Origin of the sequence: Rhodococcus rhodochrous (genome assembly GCF_014854695.1) — a bacterium.
Taxonomy (GTDB): Bacteria; Actinomycetota; Actinomycetes; order Mycobacteriales; family Mycobacteriaceae; genus Rhodococcus.
On sequence record NZ_CP027557.1, the window covers coordinates 1,863,027 to 1,879,804 of the forward strand.

A 16,778-nucleotide genomic window follows, 5' to 3' on the forward strand; every position below is an offset into this window, starting at 1 on the left:
CGACGGAGCCGACGAGCAGTGTCACTTGGATTTCTGATTCTCAATATCCTTGTGGTGCTGCTCGCGGTCTCCGTCGCGGCTTTGTTGTACCGTCTCTTCACCTTGCGCGGCGGGGGTACCGCCGCCATCCTGCGAGTGATGCCTCAGAACGAGGGTTCCGGCTGGAGGCACGGAATCGTTCGGTACGGCGACAACACACTCGCTTTCTTCAAGCTTTCGAGCCTTCGGCCCGGACCCGACGTACGCCTGACCCGTCAGGGCATCGATGTGCGTTCGCGGCGCAAGCCGGAAGGCAGTGAATTCGACATCATGACCGAGGACATCGTGATCCTCGATGTGATCGACCGCGACAACTCGTACGAGATCGCGCTCGACAGCGGCGCTTTGATGGCCTTCATGTCCTGGGTCGAATCCAGGCCGGACGGCCGGTCGCAGCGCCGCCGCCCCGTCTAGAGGGACTTCCTCACGCGCCCGCTCCCGGCTTCCACAGCACGTCGCCGTCCGGGTTCGCGATCCGGCACAGGATGAAGAGCAGATCCGAGAGCCGGTTCAGGTACTTCGCCGGCAGGACGTTCGTATCGTCCGGAGCCGCGTCCACCGCCGCCCACGCCGACCGTTCCGCACGCCGTGCGACCGTCCTGGCGGTGTGCAGCAGAGCAGCCCCCGGCGTACCGCCCGGAAGAATGAACGAGTTGAGCGGTTCCAGCTCCTCGTTGAACTCGTCGCACCAGCCCTCGAGCCGGTCGATGTACTGCTGGGTGATCCGCAGCGGCGGGTACTTCGGGTTCTCGACCACGGGCGTCGACAGATCAGCGCCGGCATCGAAGAGATCGTTCTGGATCTGACGGAGTACCAGGACGAGCCGTTCCGAGAGTGCTCCCAGTGCGAGCGCCACACCGATTGCGGCGTTGGTCTCGTCGCAGTCGGCGTAGGCGACCAGACGAGGGTCGTTCTTCGAGACGCGCGAGAAGTCGCTGAGTCCCGTCGTTCCGTCGTCTCCGGTGCGCGTATAGATCCGTGTCAGGTGGACTGCCATGAGCGTCACGGTACCGGCTCTGCTCTTCCCACGGACACGCCCGTTACGCTGTGTCGTTGTGAGTGAACGCTTTCTTGTCACAGGTGGGAACCGCCTTTCCGGCGACGTCGTCGTCGGGGGTGCCAAGAACAGCGTCCTCAAGTTGATGGCCGCGGCACTGCTCGCCGAGGGCACCACCACGATCACCAACTGCCCCGACATCCTCGACGTGCCCTTGATGGCCGATGTCCTGCGTGGACTCGGATGCGAGGTCGAACTCGAAGGCGACGCCGTACGCATCACGACGCCTGCCGAACCCGAGTACCGCGCCGACTTCGCGGCCGTGCGGCAGTTCCGGGCGTCGGTCTGCGTACTCGGCCCGCTGGTTGCACGCTGCCGCAAGGCGATCGTGGCGCTACCCGGAGGCGACGCCATCGGCTCCCGTCCGCTCGACATGCACCAGGCAGGTCTGCGACTGCTCGGCGCCCATTCGTCGATCGAGCACGGATGCGTCGTCGCGGAAGCGGACGATCTGCACGGTGCCACCATCCGTCTGGCGTTCCCTTCGGTGGGAGCGACGGAGAACATCCTCATGGCCGCGGTCCTCGCCAAGGGTGACACGACCATCGACAACGCAGCCCGCGAACCCGAGATCGTCGACCTGTGCAACATGCTCGTCCGCATGGGGGCACGGATCACCGGTGCGGGCAGTACGACGCTGCGGGTCTCGGGAGTCTCGTCCCTCCGTCCCACCGAGCACCGGTGCATCGGCGACCGGATCGTTGCGGCGACGTGGGGGATCGCAGCAGTGATGACGCGGGGCGATATCGCCGTCCGCGGCGTCAATCCGAAGCACCTCGCGTTGGTGCTGGACAAGTTGCGCAGTGCCGGCGCCGAGGTCCTGCCGTTGGCCGACGGATTCCACGTCGTGCAGAAGGACCGGCCCCGTGCCGTCAACTTCGCGACGCTGCCGTATCCGGGATTCCCTACCGACCTGCAGCCCATGGCCATCGGTCTCGCGGCCATCGCCGACGGGACGTCGATGATCACCGAGAACGTCTTCGAAGCACGGTTCCGGTTCGTCGAGGAGATGGTGCGTCTCGGTGCGGACGCCCGCACCGACGGCCATCACGCGGTTGTGCGGGGAGTCGAGCAGTTGTCGAGTGCTCCCGTGTGGGCATCGGACATCCGTGCGGGCGCAGGTCTGGTGCTCGCCGGCCTGTGTGCGGACGGGGTCACGGAAGTGCACGACGTCTACCACATCGACCGTGGTTATCCGCGGTTCGTCGAGATCCTCCAGGAGCTCGGCGGAACCATCGAGCGGGTGGGTGTCGAGGAAGGCCGACTCCTGTCGCACTAGGGAGAAATCCCTGGTCGGGACCTGTGTCCGGCGTCACCGGTGGCGATTTCGGTTCGGTCGGCGCCTTTCGGGGACATCCACCTGGGCTTTCCTCGAGGGCTACCCCTCTGACCAGGCGATTTGGCAGGCTGTTGATCCTCGCGTAACTTATTCCAGGTCAGAGCGACACGGACACCGACCCGGGCCGAGAGGAACGGGACAACGAGGTTGGACGAAGGCGCCTGAACTTGGTTACGAGCCCCCGATTCTTCTGGTAAGGTCGGTGGCCCCGGAGGTCGAAGAGACCTCCTGATGAACAGTCACCCCGGAGTGAGCGAACCGGAAGGTTCGGGATCGATGGTGTGTGCGTGTTCTTTGAGAACTCAACAGTGTGCCGATGAATGTCAGTGCCAAATAATATTTGGTGCGGCCATCGAATTTGTTCGGTGGTTGTTGCTGGACATCGCATTCTTCCGTCTGCGGTGATCCAGTGTTTGAGCTAGTTTGAGTTTGTATGCTAGTGATTTGACTCTTGTGTCTTTGACTGATTACCTCGCTTCGGTGGGGAATCTTGAGTCTTCAACGGAGAGTTTGATCCTGGCTCAGGACGAACGCTGGCGGCGTGCTTAACACATGCAAGTCGAACGATGAAGCCCAGCTTGCTGGGTGGATTAGTGGCGAACGGGTGAGTAACACGTGGGTGATCTGCCCTGCACTCTGGGATAAGCCTGGGAAACTGGGTCTAATACCGGATATGACCTCGGGATGCATGTCCTGGGGTGGAAAGTTTTTCGGTGCAGGATGAGCCCGCGGCCTATCAGCTTGTTGGTGGGGTAATGGCCTACCAAGGCGACGACGGGTAGCCGGCCTGAGAGGGCGACCGGCCACACTGGGACTGAGACACGGCCCAGACTCCTACGGGAGGCAGCAGTGGGGAATATTGCACAATGGGCGCAAGCCTGATGCAGCGACGCCGCGTGAGGGATGACGGCCTTCGGGTTGTAAACCTCTTTCACCCATGACGAAGCGCAAGTGACGGTAGTGGGAGAAGAAGCACCGGCCAACTACGTGCCAGCAGCCGCGGTAATACGTAGGGTGCGAGCGTTGTCCGGAATTACTGGGCGTAAAGAGCTCGTAGGCGGTTTGTCGCGTCGTCTGTGAAATCCCGCAGCTCAACTGCGGGCTTGCAGGCGATACGGGCAGACTCGAGTACTGCAGGGGAGACTGGAATTCCTGGTGTAGCGGTGAAATGCGCAGATATCAGGAGGAACACCGGTGGCGAAGGCGGGTCTCTGGGCAGTAACTGACGCTGAGGAGCGAAAGCGTGGGTAGCGAACAGGATTAGATACCCTGGTAGTCCACGCCGTAAACGGTGGGCGCTAGGTGTGGGTTTCCTTCCACGGGATCCGTGCCGTAGCCAACGCATTAAGCGCCCCGCCTGGGGAGTACGGCCGCAAGGCTAAAACTCAAAGGAATTGACGGGGGCCCGCACAAGCGGCGGAGCATGTGGATTAATTCGATGCAACGCGAAGAACCTTACCTGGGTTTGACATGTACCGGACGACTGCAGAGATGTGGTTTCCCTTGTGGCCGGTAGACAGGTGGTGCATGGCTGTCGTCAGCTCGTGTCGTGAGATGTTGGGTTAAGTCCCGCAACGAGCGCAACCCTTGTCCTGTGTTGCCAGCACGTGATGGTGGGGACTCGCAGGAGACTGCCGGGGTCAACTCGGAGGAAGGTGGGGACGACGTCAAGTCATCATGCCCCTTATGTCCAGGGCTTCACACATGCTACAATGGTCGGTACAGAGGGCTGCGATACCGTGAGGTGGAGCGAATCCCTTAAAGCCGGTCTCAGTTCGGATCGGGGTCTGCAACTCGACCCCGTGAAGTCGGAGTCGCTAGTAATCGCAGATCAGCAACGCTGCGGTGAATACGTTCCCGGGCCTTGTACACACCGCCCGTCACGTCATGAAAGTCGGTAACACCCGAAGCCGGTGGCCTAACCCCTTGTGGGAGGGAGCCGTCGAAGGTGGGATCGGCGATTGGGACGAAGTCGTAACAAGGTAGCCGTACCGGAAGGTGCGGCTGGATCACCTCCTTTCTAAGGAGCAACTCCTGTCTCGGACCAGCACAGTGGTGTTGGGGGAGCAGGCAGAGGCCGATTGTCCCCGATCGTGGGACACGGTTGCTCATGGGTGGAACGCTGACAATCGCTCTCCAGCACGGATTCTTCACAGGAAGAATTCGGGGAGCTATATCGGTGCACTGTTGGGTCCTGAGAGAACACGCGATGTGTTTGATCAGCGACGATGATCCGCGAAACAAGAAAATCAGTTTTCTTGCGGTAGGGGTTGTTGTGTGTTGTTTGAGAACTGCACAGTGGACGCGAGCATCTTTGTTGTAAGTGTTTATGAGCGTACGGTGGATGCCTTGGCACCAGGAGCCGATGAAGGACGTGGGAGGCTGCGATATGCCTCGGGGAGCTGTCAACCGAGCTGTGATCCGAGGATTTCCGAATGGGGAAACCCAGCACGAGTGATGTCGTGTTACCCGCATCTGAATATATAGGGTGTGTGGAGGGAACGTGGGGAAGTGAAACATCTCAGTACCCACAGGAAGAGAAAACAACATGTGATTCCGTGAGTAGTGGCGAGCGAAAGCGGATGAGGCTAAACCGAGTACATGTGATACCTGGCAGGGGTTGTGTATTCGGGGTTGTGGGGTTCGTTGTGTCGGCGCTGCCATGCCGGCCGACAGTGAGAAATCGTCGTGTTAGTCGAAGTGGTCTGGAACGGCCTGTCGTAGAGGGTGAGAATCCCGTAGACGAAAACACGGCGACTGTCGATGCGAATACCCGAGTAGCACCGGGCCCGTGAAATCCGGTGTGAATCTGTCGGGACCACCCGATAAGCCTGAATACTCCCTGGTGACCGATAGCGGACTAGTACCGTGAGGGAAAGGTGAAAAGTACCCCGGGAGGGGAGTGAAATAGTACCTGAAACCGTGCGCTTACAATCCGTCAGAGCCTTCGAGTGACTTGTCACTGGGGGTGATGGCGTGCCTTTTGAAGAATGAGCCTGCGAGTTAGTGGCATGTCGCGAGGTTAACCCGTGTGGGGTAGTCGTAGCGAAAGCGAGTCCGAATAGGGCGTGTGTAGTGGCATGTTCTAGACCCGAAGCGGAGTGATCTACCCATGGCCAGGGTGAAGCGATGGTAAGACGTCGTGGAGGCCCGAACCCACTTAGGTTGAAAACTGAGGGGATGAGTTGTGGGTAGGGGTGAAAGGCCAATCAAACTCCGTGATAGCTGGTTCTCCCCGAAATGCATTTAGGTGCAGCGTCGCGTGTTTCTCACCGGAGGTAGAGCTACTGGATGGTCTAGGGGGCCCACAAGCTTACCGAAATCAGCCAAACTCCGAATGCCGGTGAGTGAGAGCGCGGCAGTGAGACTGCGGGGGATAAGCTTCGTAGTCGAGAGGGAAACAGCCCAGATCGCCGGCTAAGGCCCCTAAGCGTGTACTAAGTGGAAAAGGATGTGGGATCGCTGAGACAACCAGGAGGTTGGCTTAGAAGCAGCCACCCTTGAAAGAGTGCGTAATAGCTCACTGGTCAAGTGGTTCTGCGCCGACAATGTAGCGGGGCTCAAGTACACCGCCGAAGCCGCGGCACTCACACAACACCCCGGAAGGGTTACGACTTTTCCGGCAGTGGTGTGGGTGGGTAGGGGAGCGTCGTGCAGCCGTAGAAGCGCCGGAGTGATCCAGGTGTGGAGGCTGCGCGAGTGAGAATGCAGGCATGAGTAGCGAAAGACGAGTGAGAAACTCGTCCGCCGGATGACCAAGGGTTCCTGGGCCAGGTTAATCCGCCCAGGGTGAGTCGGGACCTAAGGCGAGGCCGACAGGCGTAGTCGATGGACAACGGGTTGATATTCCCGTACCCGTGTATCCGCGCCCAATGGCGAATCAGTTGTGCTAACCGTCCAAAAGTCTCCACTGTTCCTTCGGGAACTGTGGGGATGGCTGCACGGGACCCTGATTGTAGTAGTCAAGCGATGGGGTGACGCAGGAAGGTAGCTGGGCCAGGTGATGGAATACCTGGTGTAAGCCGGTAGGGCGTGACATAGGCAAATCCGTGTCACATACAGCCTGAGAGGTGATGCGTACCCGTTGAGGGGAATTCAGTGATCCTATGCTGCCGAGAAAAGCCTCTAGTGAGTTGGTACACGGCCCGTACCCCAAACCGACACAGGTGGTCAGGTAGAGAATACCGAGGCGATCGAGAGAACTGTGGTTAAGGAACTCGGCAAAATGCCCCCGTAACTTCGGGAGAAGGGGGACCACGCTCGGTGACCGGACTTGCTCCGTGAGCTGGGGGTGGTCGCAGAGACCAGAGAGAAGCGACTGTTTACTAAAAACACAGGTCCGTGCGAAGTCGTAAGACGATGTATACGGACTGACGCCTGCCCGGTGCTGGAAGGTTAAGAGGACCGGTTAGCCATTTCGGTGGCGAAGCTGAGAATTTAAGCCCCAGTAAACGGCGGTGGTAACTATAACCATCCTAAGGTAGCGAAATTCCTTGTCGGGTAAGTTCCGACCTGCACGAATGGCGTAACGACTTCTCTGCTGTCTCGACCACAGACTCGGCGAAATTGCATTACGAGTAAAGATGCTCGTTACGCGCGGCAGGACGAAAAGACCCCGGGACCTTCACTATAGCTTGGTATTGGTGTTCGGTTCGGTTTGTGTAGGATAGGTGGGAGACTGTGAAGCTCATACGCCAGTATGGGTGGAGTCGTTGTTGAAATACCACTCTGATCGTATTGGACCTCTAACCTCGGACCATGATCTGGTTCAGGGACAGTGCCTGGTGGGTAGTTTAACTGGGGCGGTTGCCTCCCAAAATGTAACGGAGGCGCCCAAAGGTTCCCTCAGCCTGGTTGGCAATCAGGTGTCGAGTGCAAGTGCACAAGGGAGCTTGACTGTGAGACTGACAGGTCGAGCAGGGACGAAAGTCGGGACTAGTGATCCGGCACCGGCATGTGGAAGCGGTGTCGCTCAACGGATAAAAGGTACCCCGGGGATAACAGGCTGATCTTCCCCAAGAGTCCATATCGACGGGATGGTTTGGCACCTCGATGTCGGCTCGTCGCATCCTGGGGCTGGAGTAGGTCCCAAGGGTTGGGCTGTTCGCCCATTAAAGCGGCACGCGAGCTGGGTTTAGAACGTCGTGAGACAGTTCGGTCTCTATCCGCCGCGCGCGTTAGAAACTTGAGGAAGGCTGTCCCTAGTACGAGAGGACCGGGACGGACGAACCTCTGGTGTGCCAGTTGTCCCGCCAGGGGCATGGCTGGTTGGCTACGTTCGGAAGGGATAACCGCTGAAAGCATCTAAGCGGGAAGCCTGTTCCAAGATGAGGTTTCTCACCCCCTCGAGGGGGTAAGGCCCCCGGCAGACCACCGGGTTGATAGGCCGGAACTGGAAGCCCAGCAATGGGTGGAGGTGACCGGTACTAATAGGCCGAGGACTTACCACGAAGATGTTACGCGTCCACTGTGCGGTATCTGAAACAACACACACATCAGATATCGGGAATCCCCCTGCGGGAGAACCGAATCCGATGCGTGGAATATTGTTTCATAGAGTTACGGCGGCCATAGCGACAGGGAAACGCCCGGTCCCATTCCGAACCCGGAAGCTAAGCCTGTCTGCGCCGATGGTACTGCACTCGACAGGGTGTGGGAGAGTAGGACACCGCCGAACACCCGTTCCGAAAGGGGACCCACATTGTGGGTCCCCTTTCGTGTTCTCCGGGTCCTCTTCAGACGTGTCGGAGGATCCCACCCCACGGAAAGTCCTTACGCTCCAAAAGGATTTCGGGTACGGTGTGCCCGCTCCGATCGCCGGCACCCAACGGATCACGACCTCGTAACAAACACGCTCTGTTCCAGGCTATGCCCACTTATGTCGGTAACGTCCGCTCATGCACGATCGCACGGTTCGTGTGGGTTCGGCGTGTGAGCGCCTGTCGGGGGCGTTCTCGTCGACGACGAGGAGGGGCGAGACGATGACGAATCGATCGACTACGGGTACCGCCGGCAGGTTCACGGCGGTGATCGCGGGACTGGGACTCATCGGCGCGGCCGTCACAGGATGCACGAGCGTCGACACCGACACCGAGGGCTCGACCCTCGAACGACTCCAGCAGGAAGGCACCGTCACCGTCGGGTTCGCCGGCGAGGCACCCTACAGCTTCATGCAGGACGGCGAACTCACCGGGGCCACCGTCGCTCTGCACCGCGAGATCTTCAAGAACCTCGGCATCGACAACGTCGAAGGTGTGGCCACCGACTTCGGTGCGCTCATCCCCGGCCTGCAGGCCGGACGATTCGACGTCGTCAGCGCCGGCATGTCGATCCTCCCGCAGCGTTGCGAACAGGCACTGTTCAGCGAGCCGGAGTTCAACTACACCACCGCACTCATGGTCCCGCAGGGCAATCCGGAACAACTCGCCGACATGCAGTCGATCGCCGAGAGTGGCGTCCGGATGGCGGTCATGACCGGCGCGATCGAAGCGGACTACGCCTCTGCGCTCGGTATCGACGCGATGCAGGTGGCGTCTCCCCAGGACGGGATGGATGCGGTCGTCAACGGACGCGCCGACGTCTTCGCGCTGACGGGTATCTCCCTGAACTGGATGAAGCAGAACAACGAGGGTGCGCCCGTCGACGTCACCGAGTCGTTCGTCGCGGAGATCGACGGGGTGCCTCAGGTGGGCGCCGGCGGAACGGTCTTCCGCAAGGAGGACACCGAACTGCGCGACGCCTACAACGAGGAACTCGCGAAGATCACGTCCGATCCGCAGAAGTACCTGTCGATCGTCGGCGAGTTCGGGTTCACGGAGGCGGAGATGCCCGATCCGGGGCTGACGACCGAGATGCTCTGCGAGGGCGTTTCCTGATCCCGGCTGCGTCGTAATGGATTTCGGTTCCAAGATCGAACTGCTGTGGAACTCCCTTCCGCAACTGTTCGACGGTCTGCTCGTCACCGTCGAACTGACCGTGGGGAGTGCGGTCTTCGCGTTCCTGCTCGCCGTGGCCCTCGGGCTGGCGGCAGGCGCGAAGAACCTCGCCCTGCGCGGCAGTGCGCGGGTGTTCATCGAGTTCTTCCGCGGCACTTCGCTTCTCGTTCAGCTGTTCTGGTTCTTCTACGTCCTGCCGTTGTTCGGGTTCCGGCTCGAATCGATCGTGTGCGGGATCCTCGCCCTGTCGCTCAACTACGGCGCCTACGGAGCGGAGGTGGTGCGCGGTGCGATCGCCTCGGTGCCGAAGCCGCAACTCGAGGCGGCGACAGCGCTGAATTTCGGCTACTGGCAACGCATGCGACGGGTGATCTTCCCGCAGGCCTGGGCCGAGATGATCCCGCCGCTGACCAATCTGCTCATCCAGCTGCTCAAGGGAACGGCACTGGCGAGTTACATCCTCCTGCAGGACCTCACATTCCAGATCGAGCAGCTCCGTAGAGGCAGTGGCGACACCATCTTCGCGTTCGGTGTGGGGTTGGTGCTGTACTTCGTGCTCGGCTATCTGCTGACGCTGCTGATGAATGCGCTCGAGGTGCGCGCCAAGAGTCGACTCGGGACCGGTCCCACTCTGCGTGAGATCTTCGGGCTCGCCCCTGTCTTCGATCAGCCGGTAGGGGCACGCTCATGACCGTCGATTGGAGTTGGGAACGCGCGGCCGACGCGCTTCCGGTACTGCTCGAAGGGTTCCGGATCACCTTGCTGGCCACGGTCCTCGGATTCGTGGTCGCCGCGGTGCTCGGGCTGGTGGTGGCCGTCGCCCGTCGCTCGCTGCCGAAGGTCCTCGCGACGGCGTTGTCCGCCGTCGTCCAGTTCATCCGGCTCACCCCGCTCGTGGTGCAGCTGCTGTTCGTCTACTACCTGCTCCCGCAGTTCAGTGCGTTGCAGATCGGCATCGCGGTACTGGGGATCCACTACTCGACCTACATGGCCGAGGTGTACCGGGCGGGCATCGACGCGGTTCCGAAGGGACAATGGGAGGCGTGCCGCGCCCTGTCGTTGTCGCCGATGCGCACGTGGCGTGCGGTGATCCTGCCGCAGGCCGTGCGCCGCGTCGTGCCTGCGCTGGGAAACTATGCGGTGTCGCTGTTCAAGGACACCCCGTTCCTGTTCACGATCTCCGTCGTGGAGATGGTGACCGCGGCCCAGCAGTTCGGTGCGCGCAACTTCCAGTACCTCGAGCCGCTCACGCTGGCCGGCCTGATCTTCCTCCTCGCCAGCTACCCGACGTCGTTGCTCGTCCGCCGATTGGAGCGTCGCCTTGCCTATTGAGATGCACAAGGAAGCCGGTGCCGACGGCGACTCGCTGTCCGCCGCCACGTCCGACGGGTCGATGATCCGATTCGACTCCGTGGTCAAGAAATTCGGCGATCACGTGGTCCTCGACCATCTCGACTTCACCGTCGCTCCGGGGGAACGGGTCACGTTGATCGGTCCGAGCGGTTCGGGCAAGACGACCATCCTGCGCCTGCTCATGACCCTCGAGAAGATCGACGACGGTGTGGTGTGGGTCAAGGGCGAACCGCTCAGCCACGAACGCAAGGGGTCGCGCCTCGTCCCGGCCTCCGAGCGCTACCTGAGGACGATGCGCCGCAACATCGGCATGGTCTTCCAGCAGTTCAACCTGTTCCCCAACATGAACGTGATGGAGAACCTCACCGAGGCTCCGGTGCACGTCCTCGGCCGCAGCAAGGCCGACGCACGCGACCGTGCGCGGGAATTGCTCGCGATGGTCGGTCTGTCCGACAAGGAGACCGCCCATCCCACACAACTGTCGGGTGGTCAGCAGCAGCGGGTCGCGATCGCCCGTGCCCTCGCGATGGATCCGGAGATCCTGCTGCTCGACGAGGTCACCTCGGCCCTCGATCCCGAACTCGTCGCCGACGTGCTGGACGTGCTGCGGACGATCGCCGAGACGACCGACATCACGATGCTGATCGTGACGCACGAGATGCACTTCGCCCGCGACGTCTCCGATCGTGTGCTGATGTTCGACCAGGGTCGCATCGTGGAGGAGGGTCCGCCCGAGCGCATCTTCACCAGTCCCCGGGAGGAACGCACCCGCAAGTTCCTCGACGCGGTGCTGGCGGGGGAGTGAGGCCGGCCGTCAGTCCGCGAGCGGGGTCGCCAGCCGGGTCGGTTCGGAGCGGCCACGCAGGGTGATCTCCTCGCCCAGCTCCCACCGGGCGCGTTCGTCCTCCGGGGCGAGCTGCACGGTGCGGGCCGACGCCGCGACGTAACCCGGAACGGTCTTCGCGAGATCGGACAGTCTCGCGGCTTCGTTGACCGGATCGCCGATCACGGTGTACTCGAAGCGTTCCTGAGCGCCGATGTTCCCGGCGACCGCGCGACCTGCCGTGACCCCGATACCTGCGCGACACTCCGGCACTTCGTCGGCGAGGCGTCGTGCCATCCTTCTCGCCGCGCCGAGAGCGGAGCCGGCGGCGTTGTCGAGGGCGACCGGCGCCCCGAAGATCGCGAGCGCCGCGTCGCCCTCGAACTTGTTGACGAATCCTTCGGCCGCGTGGACCTCTTCGACGACGACTGCGAAGAATCGGTTGAGCAGCGCCACCACTTCGGTGGGCGGGCGACTCGCGGCCAACGCGGTGGAGCCGACGATGTCGACGAACAACACCGCGACGTCCCGTTCTTCGCCGCCGAGGACACCGGGATTGGCCAGCGCCGCGGCCGCGACCTCCCGTCCGACATGTCTGCCGAACACGTCGCGCAGCTTCTCGCGTTCGCGCAATCCTTCGGCCATCCGGTTGAATCCCGTCTGCAACTGCCCCAATTCGGTTCCGTCGTAAACGACGACCGCGGTGTCGAAGTCACCCGACGCGATTCGCTGCATCCCGGCGCGCACCGATTCGATCGGCGCGATCGTCGACCGGATGGTGAGGAACATCAGCAGCGAGCCGGTGAGCAGACCGAGTCCGCCGATGGCGAGGATCGTGATCGCCAGTCGCGTGGGCGTGACGGGACGGATGAAGCTGAAGACCGCGATGAACAGCAGGCCGACGACGGGCACCGCGCTACCCAGGGCCCAGGCGAGCATCACCCGTCCGGTGGTGCCGGCCAGTCGCGGACGGCGAGGCGTTCCGACCTCGAGCGCGCGCGCCGCGATGGGGCGCAACGCGAAATCGGTGAACATGTACGCGAATCCGCACACCGTGACGCCGGCCAGGGTGATGGTCAGCGCGACCTTCGGGATCGTCTGTGGGTCGATGACCCCGAAACCGACGGTGAACAGGATCAACCCGATGAACCACAGTGCTCCTTGCTGGAGGGTGGTGCGCCAGGGCATCCGCAACGCGATCCGCTGTTCCTGCGGGGTGGGTGGGCGGTTCTCCAGCGCCCACCGCAGCCTGCGGAGCGTCGCCCGGGTACCGAGTACCGAACCGACCACGACGGCCGAGACCACGTAGACCGGAGCGAGGATCGCGGTCACGATGAGGAAATCGGAGCTCAGCACGGACGGGCCCGGGATCACGACGTTGATGAGAGCAGCCACGATCAGGGCACCGACGAGATGCGTACCGATGAGCGAGAACGTCAACAGGGTCTGGATCCGGATGCGTTGCCGTCGGATCGGTTCGGCAGGCTCTCCCAGGATCGCCGATCCGAGCGGGGCCGTGCGGTGACTGCGTGCGGGCATGGTCGTTCGAGACTAGTCGAGTCGATCCTCTAGGGTGGCTGTGTGCGTCTTGTGATTGCCCGTTGCCGTGTGGACTACATCGGACGCCTGACGGCTCATCTGCCGACGGCCCGACGTCTCCTCCTCGTCAAATCCGACGGTTCGGTGAGTGTCCACGCCGACGACCGTGCCTACAAGCCTCTGAACTGGATGAGCCCACCCTGTTGGCTCGAGGAGGAGTCCGTCGAGGACGCCGAGGCCCTGTGGGTGGTCACCAACAAGGCGGGTGAGCAGCTCCGGATCACTCTCGAGGAGATCGACCACGATTCGAGCCACGAGCTCGGTGTCGACCCCGGCCTGATCAAGGACGGTGTCGAGGCGCACCTGCAGGAACTTCTCGCCGAGCACGTCGAGACCCTCGGGACGGGCTTCACCCTCATCCGGCGCGAATACCCCACGGCGATCGGCCCGGTGGACCTGTTGTGCCGCGATGCCGACGGAGCGACCGTCGCCGTCGAGGTGAAGCGCCGCGGCGAGATCGACGGCGTGGAACAGCTCACCCGTTATCTCGAACTGCTCAACCGGGATCCGCTGCTCGCACCCGTCAGTGGCGTGTTCGCGGCCCAGCAGATCAAGCCGCAGGCACGGACGCTGGCCACGGACCGCGGCATCCGCTGCCTCGTGCTCGACTACGAGGCGCTGCGGGGTACCGAGAGCACCGAGTTCAGATTGTTCTGATCGTGCCGCGCCGCAACAGATCCCGCACCGGTCGCAAGCGCGGCGGGGCGGCCGACGAATCCCCGACCTATTTCGGGGCGACGGTGCGCACCGAGAACGGTCCCGCGGGGGCCGAAGGGGAACGCTTCACCGTGCGCACCGTGCCGGGTTCGCGTGCCACCAAGCCGTACCGGTGCCCGGGATGCGATCACGAGATCGCGCCGGGAACACCCCATGTCGTCGCCTGGCCGACCGATGCGCTCGGCGGTGCGGAGGACCGGCGGCACTGGCACAGCGGATGCTGGGCGGGACGCGGGACCCGCCGCCCCACGCGACGCTGGTCCTAGCGTCCGGTCGCCGTTCGGCCGTCGGCTCAGGGAAGGTCGGCGAACGCCTTCTTGACGTCGCGGTACCACCCCATCGCTTTGATCGGGTGCCGCCAGCGTCCTTTCATCTGTTCGTGTGCCGGCTGATGGGTCGCGTCGCCACCTCGAGCGGCATCGCGCAGATGACAATCCTGTGCCTTGATGATCTCGTCGGCGGTCTCTCCGCTGAACTCCAGGTCGCAGGGGCCACCCAGCTGTCGGCAGGTCATGGTCTTCACGGCGTCTCCTCTGTCGGTGAGGGTCGGTTGCACCCGAGATACTGCGTCGAACTATCGGCACGGTGTGTGCCGATAGCGAGAATCATGCTCCTGATTGCGGCGATCGTCAACGGCACGGAGCGTGTCGATAGAATTGCGCGTATGACCGATTCGCCCACTGGCCCGCGACGCCGCGGCGCTGCGCGCACCCGAGAGCTGCTGCATGCGGCGCTCGAACTCGCGGCCGAGGTCGGTTACGCGGGGCTGAGTATCGAAGCGGTCGCACGACGGGCCGGAGTCGGGAAGCACACGATCTACCGGCGCTGGCCGTCCATCGCAGCGCTCCTGCTCGACGCGCTCGGCCTCGTGTGGGTCAACGATCTGGATTACCGCACGGACGGGGACATCAGGTCGGACCTGCACGAGCAGTTCGTGCGCTCGTGTCACGCCCTGTCCACGCCGCCGATCGGACCCGTCTACCGAGCCGTCATCGCCGAGGCCCAAGCGGACCCACAACTCCGGGCCACGTTGTACGAACGGTTCCTGTCCACGGTCGAACAGCGCACCTACGATCGGATCCTGCGAGCCCAGCGCAACGGTGAACTCGTCCCCGGGGCGGAGCTGGAGTATCCCGCGGAAGTGCTGTGTGGAACCCTCTACTACCGCTGGTTGTTGACACCCCGGCCTGTCGACGAGCAAGCGATCGACGGCCTGATCGACATGTTCATGGCCGCCTACGGGAACCGGGTATAGACGGCCGCGGCCGATCGGGACCGGCGCGTCCGTTCGGCGCCTCAGCCGGCGGTGCCCGGCGCAGACGCTCGCGGCGCGGTATCGCGGTCGGCGATCGCCTGGCGCACCTCGTGGACGGCCGTGCGGATGGTGTCGCCGTAGGGATCGTCGGGGAGCGCGGACATGTGGTCCTGCCCGCGGTCGAGATGTTCCGCGGCCGCCCGGAACGACCCGAGGCGGCGGAAGTCGTCGGCCAGGTTCAGGTACAGGCTGGGATAGAAGCCAGCGACCCGGAGGGTGTCGTGGTGTCGTTGTGCGCGCCCGTCGGTGAGGGCATCGGCAGCGTCGAGGGCGCGGACATTCCAGACCAGGGACTCGGCGGGATCGTCGTACAGATCGGCGAGGTAGTGCGCGAGCGTGCAGCGATGGAACGCGTCGCCCGCCGCACCGATCCGCTCCCAGAGGGACAGCAGGTCGCGCCGGGCCGACTCGGTGTCGCCGTCGCGGCCGCGAAGGACCGCTGCGCTGATCGCATCCATCGTGGGATCGGGTCTCGAGGGGGAGGTGGACATGGTGGGGCTCCTGTCGAGGGATTCGGCAGATCGGGGACGCTGCGTCAGGGGGCACTGCGCGGCATGACGAGCGTGGTGAGATCCCCGTCTTCGGCCGACCGGACGGTGACCGGCAGATCGGTATCGCGCACGTCGAGCATCAGGTCGTCGCCGAGCGCATGACTCCAAGCGGGATACACGGTGACCAGGTCGAACCAGATCGTCAGCTCCGGTCCGGTGGCCGTACCGTCGAGCGGTGCCTCGTCCCCGTCGGGGAACACCAGGACCGGCCCGTCGGGGGAGGTCCGTAGGCCGACCGTCTCCGGTGCTCGCTGTTCGAGCACCGTCACCACGCGGCGTTTGCCGAGGGTGACCCGCTGCGTCACCGCGGGGAGAGATTTCAGGAGGAGGTGGTGGTCGGGGAACGGCTCGGGGAACAGACGGCAATGGAGGACGTCGCCACTGGAGGTGCGGAAGGTGACCGCCCGCTCGTCCGCTTCGACGGTCACCGACGGACTGCGTCGGAGCCGGGAGGTCGCGACCCGCAGGTCGTCGCCGGAGAGTGTGCCGGCCCAGGACGGGCAGGTCGGATCGGTGGGCACGAGTGTCCGGGTGGCGAGCCGGTACCGGTCGGTGGCGGTCAACCTCACGCAGCCGGACTCGGTTTCCATGTGCACGCCGTTCAGCACCGGGATGTCGGGGTCGTGACCGGTGGAGGCCGAGACCTGATCGACGGCACCGGCGAGGACGGGCCCGGGCACCGTGCAGACCGCGCGACGTGATTCGGCCCGCAGGGACGCGCCGAGTGTCTCGGCGGCCCGTCGGAGCCTCTCGGCCTCCGTGGTCATCCCGGCGACGTGCTCATCGAGCAACCTCGCTGCCTCGTCCGCGTCGGCGGCGAAGAACTCGCCGATGGTGGGCAGCGGCATCCCGATCTCCCGCAACTGCCGCAGCCGGCAGGCGCGGGAGACCTGGGATCGGCTGTAGAACCGGTATCCCGTCGACGGATCGACCTGCGCGGGGCGCAGCAGGCCGGCGTCGTCGTAGAACCGCAATGCGCTCGCGGTCAGTCCGACGAGTTCGGCGAACACGCCGATCGACATCATCTCCGGGTCGGTCACCGGCCCATCA

Annotated in this window: 14 protein-coding genes and 3 rRNA genes; 12 read left to right on the plus strand and 5 right to left on the minus strand. The window is 63.3% G+C overall.

Going from position 1 to position 16,778, the window contains the following annotated elements:
• Positions 1-18: 18 nt before the first annotated feature.
• A complete protein-coding gene (locus tag C6Y44_RS08650) occupies positions 19-453 on the plus strand; it encodes a DUF2550 domain-containing protein (protein WP_174247058.1) in 435 nt (144 codons plus the stop codon).
• Positions 454-463: 10 nt separating this feature from the next.
• Here C6Y44_RS08650 and C6Y44_RS08655 read toward each other — a convergent pair whose 3' ends face one another.
• Positions 464-1,036 (minus strand): cob(I)yrinic acid a,c-diamide adenosyltransferase, encoded by a 573-nt coding sequence (locus C6Y44_RS08655; RefSeq protein ID WP_159418700.1) that lies wholly within the window; start codon positions 1,034-1,036, stop codon positions 464-466.
• A 58-nt stretch (positions 1,037-1,094) separates the two neighbouring features.
• On the opposite strand from C6Y44_RS08655, the gene murA reads away from it, so the two are divergent.
• From murA to ehuA, 8 genes are all read left to right on the plus strand, one after another.
• Positions 1,095-2,375, plus strand: a complete 1,281-nt coding sequence (murA, locus tag C6Y44_RS08660) for a UDP-N-acetylglucosamine 1-carboxyvinyltransferase (RefSeq protein WP_159418699.1) — start codon at positions 1,095-1,097, stop codon at positions 2,373-2,375.
• Positions 2,376-2,933: 558 nt separating this feature from the next.
• Positions 2,934-4,455, plus strand: a 16S ribosomal RNA gene (locus tag C6Y44_RS08665).
• A 297-nt stretch (positions 4,456-4,752) separates the two neighbouring features.
• Positions 4,753-7,885 (plus strand): 23S ribosomal RNA (locus C6Y44_RS08670).
• A 110-nt stretch (positions 7,886-7,995) separates the two neighbouring features.
• Positions 7,996-8,112 (plus strand): 5S ribosomal RNA (gene rrf / locus C6Y44_RS08675).
• The 16S, 23S and 5S rRNA genes sit together here, the layout of an rRNA operon.
• Positions 8,113-8,416: 304 nt before the next feature.
• Entirely contained in the window at positions 8,417-9,310 is an 894-nt protein-coding gene (gene ehuB / locus C6Y44_RS08680; RefSeq protein ID WP_120282114.1) for an ectoine/hydroxyectoine ABC transporter substrate-binding protein EhuB, read from the plus strand.
• A gap of 16 nt (positions 9,311-9,326) precedes the next feature.
• Entirely contained in the window at positions 9,327-10,061 is a 735-nt protein-coding gene (gene ehuC / locus C6Y44_RS08685) for an ectoine/hydroxyectoine ABC transporter permease subunit EhuC (protein WP_159418698.1), read from the plus strand.
• Complete coding sequence (gene ehuD / locus C6Y44_RS08690; RefSeq protein WP_120282116.1) at positions 10,058-10,702, plus strand: ectoine/hydroxyectoine ABC transporter permease subunit EhuD; 645 nt, start codon at positions 10,058-10,060, stop codon at positions 10,700-10,702. Before ehuC ends, ehuD begins: the two co-directional genes overlap by 4 nt.
• Before the next feature lie 61 nt (positions 10,703-10,763).
• A complete protein-coding gene (gene ehuA, locus C6Y44_RS08695; protein ID WP_174247159.1) occupies positions 10,764-11,528 on the plus strand; it encodes an ectoine/hydroxyectoine ABC transporter ATP-binding protein EhuA in 765 nt (254 codons plus the stop codon).
• A gap of 9 nt (positions 11,529-11,537) precedes the next feature.
• Here the strand turns inward: ehuA and C6Y44_RS08700 are convergent, their stop codons facing one another.
• Complete coding sequence (locus C6Y44_RS08700) at positions 11,538-13,085, minus strand: adenylate/guanylate cyclase domain-containing protein (protein ID WP_159418696.1); 1,548 nt, start codon at positions 13,083-13,085, stop codon at positions 11,538-11,540.
• Between the two features lie 42 nt (positions 13,086-13,127).
• On the opposite strand from C6Y44_RS08700, the gene nucS reads away from it, so the two are divergent.
• Together nucS and C6Y44_RS08710 are read left to right on the plus strand one after the other, a co-directional pair.
• Positions 13,128-13,802: an endonuclease NucS gene (nucS, locus tag C6Y44_RS08705; protein WP_006554723.1), complete on the plus strand. Its 675-nt coding sequence runs from the start codon at positions 13,128-13,130 to the stop codon at positions 13,800-13,802.
• A gap of 2 nt (positions 13,803-13,804) precedes the next feature.
• A complete protein-coding gene (locus tag C6Y44_RS08710) occupies positions 13,805-14,128 on the plus strand; it encodes an ATP/GTP-binding protein (RefSeq protein ID WP_159418695.1) in 324 nt (107 codons plus the stop codon).
• A gap of 26 nt (positions 14,129-14,154) precedes the next feature.
• Here the strand turns inward: C6Y44_RS08710 and C6Y44_RS08715 are convergent, their stop codons facing one another.
• Positions 14,155-14,376 carry a hypothetical protein gene (locus tag C6Y44_RS08715; RefSeq protein ID WP_225623815.1) on the minus strand — a complete coding sequence of 74 codons (222 nt, stop codon included), beginning with the start codon at positions 14,374-14,376 and terminating at the stop codon, positions 14,155-14,157.
• A gap of 150 nt (positions 14,377-14,526) precedes the next feature.
• On the opposite strand from C6Y44_RS08715, the gene C6Y44_RS08720 reads away from it, so the two are divergent.
• The gene (locus C6Y44_RS08720; RefSeq protein WP_159418693.1) at positions 14,527-15,117 is read left to right on the plus strand and encodes a TetR/AcrR family transcriptional regulator; all 591 of its coding nucleotides are present in this window, start codon (positions 14,527-14,529) and stop codon (positions 15,115-15,117) included.
• A 41-nt stretch (positions 15,118-15,158) separates the two neighbouring features.
• On the opposite strand, the gene C6Y44_RS08725 is transcribed toward C6Y44_RS08720, so the two are convergent.
• Positions 15,159-15,668: a hypothetical protein gene (locus tag C6Y44_RS08725; protein ID WP_159418692.1), complete on the minus strand. Its 510-nt coding sequence runs from the start codon at positions 15,666-15,668 to the stop codon at positions 15,159-15,161.
• A 44-nt stretch (positions 15,669-15,712) separates the two neighbouring features.
• The gene (locus C6Y44_RS08730) at positions 15,713-16,768 is read right to left on the minus strand and encodes a DNA polymerase III subunit beta family protein (RefSeq protein ID WP_159418691.1); all 1,056 of its coding nucleotides are present in this window, start codon (positions 16,766-16,768) and stop codon (positions 15,713-15,715) included.
• Positions 16,769-16,778: the final 10 nt, after the last annotated feature.